Origin of the sequence: Candidatus Stygibacter australis, assembly GCA_030765845.1 — a bacterium.
In the GTDB taxonomy this organism is placed as follows: domain Bacteria; phylum Cloacimonadota; class Cloacimonadia; order Cloacimonadales; family TCS61; genus Stygibacter; species Stygibacter australis.
On record JAVCDJ010000096.1, the window covers coordinates 1 to 3,739 of the forward strand.

A 3,739-nucleotide genomic window follows, 5' to 3' on the forward strand; every position below is an offset into this window, starting at 1 on the left:
AAAAGGCAGTGGAATACCTGTAGCCGGCACTATACCTAAATTCATACCCACATTTACGAACATCATTATCATCAAATTTGCCGCAATTCCCACACTCGCATAAAACATGAACTTGCGCTTCATCCTGATGATTACTGATATCAATCTTAGCAAAAACAAAAAATAGATAATCAAAAAAAACATGCAACCAAAAAATCCTAACTCCTCCCCGATCACTGAAAAAATGAAATCTGTGTGATGTTCCGGCAGGAATTGCAGGTTCTTTTGAGAGCCCATTAGAAAGCCTTTCCCAAACCAGCCGCCAGATCCAATGGCGATCTTTGCCTGAATGATCTGGTAACCTGCTCCAAAGGGATCATGTAGAGGATTAATAAAGGTGATTATCCTGTTCTGCTGATATGTTTTTAAGCTGCTCCAGACAAATGGCACCAGAAAATACAAGGAAGAATTTATTAGTATCCCAAGCCCTGCCAGTAGAATTCCAAGTCTTTTCCGCAGCAGATATAAAGTTAAAACCAATATCCAGAAAATAAAGATATATTGATTAAATGATGCTGTAATACTGATCAAAGGACTGATTATCAACACTATCACCCAGAAAGGCAGATCACTGAATGATAAAACGGCAAAAACGCAAATCAACAAGGTCATGGCTGTGCCCAGATCAGGCTCTATCAGGATCAAAACCAGCGGTGCTATCATAACGCCCAACGCTCTTTTTAATATCTGAAAGGTGGTTAGATGGGTAACATTCAATTGTTTTGCCAACAGCAGAACAGTTAGGATTTTTGCCAGTTCAGAGGGCTGAAACCCCGCAAAACCTAGACTTATCCAGCGGTGTGCTCCTTTGATAGCAGGAAGAAATAAAACCAGAAGCAGTAGTAATAAGTTTATCAAATATGCAGGAAGGATCAGAGCTTCTATAAATGCAGTGGGTATTTGCAGAAAAACCACCAGTGCCAGAAGTGAACATAATACCCAGATCATCTGCTTGATATAATAGTTCTCCCTCTCCACCAGATCACCTATCTTAGTAGTAGAAGCAGAATAGATCATTATTACTCCAAAGATCATCAATAGTATCATCAAACTCAGTAAAATACCATCAAATCTTGACTGACTGGGGTTACGATCCATCTTTATTCCTTATCCAGATCTTTTATCAAATGCAGATAATTCTCAGGGTCATTTGTTCTTAGCTGGTTATAAAAGGATACCAGCTTCTGAGCAATTGGTGCAGCCTTAGCTCCACCATGTCCTCCATTTTCTATAAATACCACAAAAGATATCTCCGGCTCTTCCCATTCAGCATATCCAGAGAACCAGGCATGAGTCGCCTCGCCCATGTGGTTTTCTGCTGATCCTGTTTTGCCACACACTTTCACACCTTCCACTTTTGCAGTAGCACCTGTTCCCCAACGCTCATTCACTGTTCTATCCAAAGCCCTCTGCAATAGCTTCACTGTTTCTACACTTAAGGGCAGTCTCCGGTTTTCATAACTTCTCACTGGCACCTTGTCCTGATCAATTATCTGCTCGAGAAAATGTGGCTGCAGCCATAATCCATCATTTGCCAATGCATTGTAATAGGCACAAAATTCCAGTGGAGTTATCAATAATTCTCCCTGACCAATAGAAAGATTAACTTTGGGACCTATAATTCCTGTATATCTCCCATAATTATCCAAATACCAGTTCTCATCCGGGAAAAAACCTCTTCTCTCTGTTGGAAGATCAACTCCTGTTTTGGTGGTTAAGTAATTCTGCTCAGTAAAATCTTTCATTTTATCTAGATCTATCAATAGTGATACATCATAAAAAAACACATCACAGGAATATTTAATGGCATCACTTACACTCAAGCTTCCGTGACCCGCTTCATACCAGCACTTAAAAAACCGGTCTCCTATCTGCATGCCACCTGTACAATCAGCCATTTTTGTTTCAGGTGTAATCAATCCTTCTTCCAATGCCAGAGAGGCAGTTATCGTTTTAAATATGGAACCCGGTGGATATGTCCCGTTGGAGATCCTGTCCAGCATCGGTTTGTCAGGATTATTTTTCATTACATCCCAAACCGGTCTGCTAATGGCACTGCTGAATATATTGGGATCAAATTCCGGTAATGAGACGTAAGCAAGAATTCCACCTGTCCTCACATCCATCACAACCACTGCTCCTTTTTCATCAACTGGAAATATCTGTCGGATATAGTTCTGCAGGTCATTATCTATCGAAAGTATCAAATCCATGCCGTTTATTGCCGGTTTATAGAGATTATGCTTCAGGAATTCAAGACTCTTACCTGTAGCATCCACCTGGATCAGCTCAAATCCTGCTTTACCACGTAAAAGTTGTTCATACTGCTTCTCCAGACCATTCTTACCGATTTCGCTGTTCAGTGAATAATCCTGCTCCTTAAGCTGCTCGTATTCCTTCTCACTCACTTGACCTGTATGTCCCGTAAAATGATTAGGATAGGAATACTCTCTTATGTATTCTGACTTGAATTTCAATGATGGATATTCATTCATCCGCTCAGCAATTTTCACCAACTTCTTATGATTTAATCCTTTCACCAGAGATATATCATGATATTTCCTGAATCTGTTATCCTTGATTATCTTGATCACTGATAAAGAATCTATTCCAAAATTTGCACTGATAAATTGAGCGAGTTTATGGCTATTATTCAACCGAGATAATGTAAAATATAAATTATCTGAAGAACTGTTACCTGCAATAATCCGATATTTCCGGTCAAAAATATTTCCTCGCAAAGGGGTAATTTTCATGATCCGAACATAATTATTCTCTGATATTGTGAAATACTTGTCTCCATTGATCACCTGCATATTAAAGAGAGTATAGCTCAATACCAGAAATAAACCCAGAAGGATCAATCTGCTTATCCAGGGAGACACATATTTGCGATACATCAGCGTATTACAATTTTAAGATGAGATAATAATAGTAAAATATAAAAAAGCAAAATTGTGTAAATACTATTTATCAAAACCGATAAAACAAATATCGTGACCAGAAAACTAACATTTTCTGTCTGTAAGGAATAAAACAAGCCAAAGATCAAATAATAAAATATATTGTAAATCAGTGCCAGAACACTCACCGTTACAAGCTTAGGTTCCAGAATACTCCTCTTCAGAAATATTGTTGCCCAGCAGACCATAACCAGTAACAATGTATTTATCCCTAATGTTTCTGGCATCACCAGATCATAACCCAGAGCCAGTAGAAATATCAGAGGCAGTGAATATTTCTCCTCCAGATAGGCTCCCAAATATGCTGCATAGGCAATCAGGTAGTTAGGCGAAATTCCCCATATACTTAAGTCTGATGACTTAAATATTTGCAGAAATAAAAATATCAGACCAAAGAGAATACTACGAATCATGCTTCTCCCTTACAATACATATCGGAGTAAGCTCTGCCCCCTGACCCTGAGGATTATCTTTCATTACTTCCTCGATCATAGCTTTACTCACTTCCTTAGATCCACCTATCATCCAGCTCCCGCCAATATCATTTATGTCCATTACAGCAATTTCCACTCCAGTTTCACTACTGATCCTGATTGCTTCTTTCTCTGGATCTTTTGGTCCCTTGATCACGCATGTCTCATAAGGCGGGACTGGTGAGGTGCTGGCTGCATCTATCAAAGCTGCCTGCATACCCGCTATTCGATAAAAATCACCTTTTCCGCGTCTGCCGATCAGTC

General features: G+C 39.3%; 4 protein-coding genes. All 4 read right to left on the reverse strand.

The features are described from left to right. Positions 1-1,137, reverse strand: a 1,137-nt coding sequence (locus RAO94_05280; GenBank protein ID MDP8321741.1) for an FtsW/RodA/SpoVE family cell cycle protein, incomplete at its 3' end; no start/stop codon positions are given. A gap of 2 nt (positions 1,138-1,139) precedes the next feature. Further along, complete coding sequence (mrdA, locus tag RAO94_05285) at positions 1,140-2,939, reverse strand: penicillin-binding protein 2 (protein ID MDP8321742.1); 1,800 nt, start codon at positions 2,937-2,939, stop codon at positions 1,140-1,142. Next, positions 2,939-3,415: a rod shape-determining protein MreD gene (gene mreD / locus RAO94_05290; protein ID MDP8321743.1), complete on the reverse strand. Its 477-nt coding sequence runs from the start codon at positions 3,413-3,415 to the stop codon at positions 2,939-2,941. The genes mrdA and mreD overlap by 1 nt, the downstream gene beginning before the upstream one ends. After that, positions 3,405-3,739: hypothetical protein (locus tag RAO94_05295; protein ID MDP8321744.1), on the reverse strand; the 335-nt coding region annotated here is incomplete at its 5' end. The genes mreD and RAO94_05295, both read right to left, overlap by 11 nt.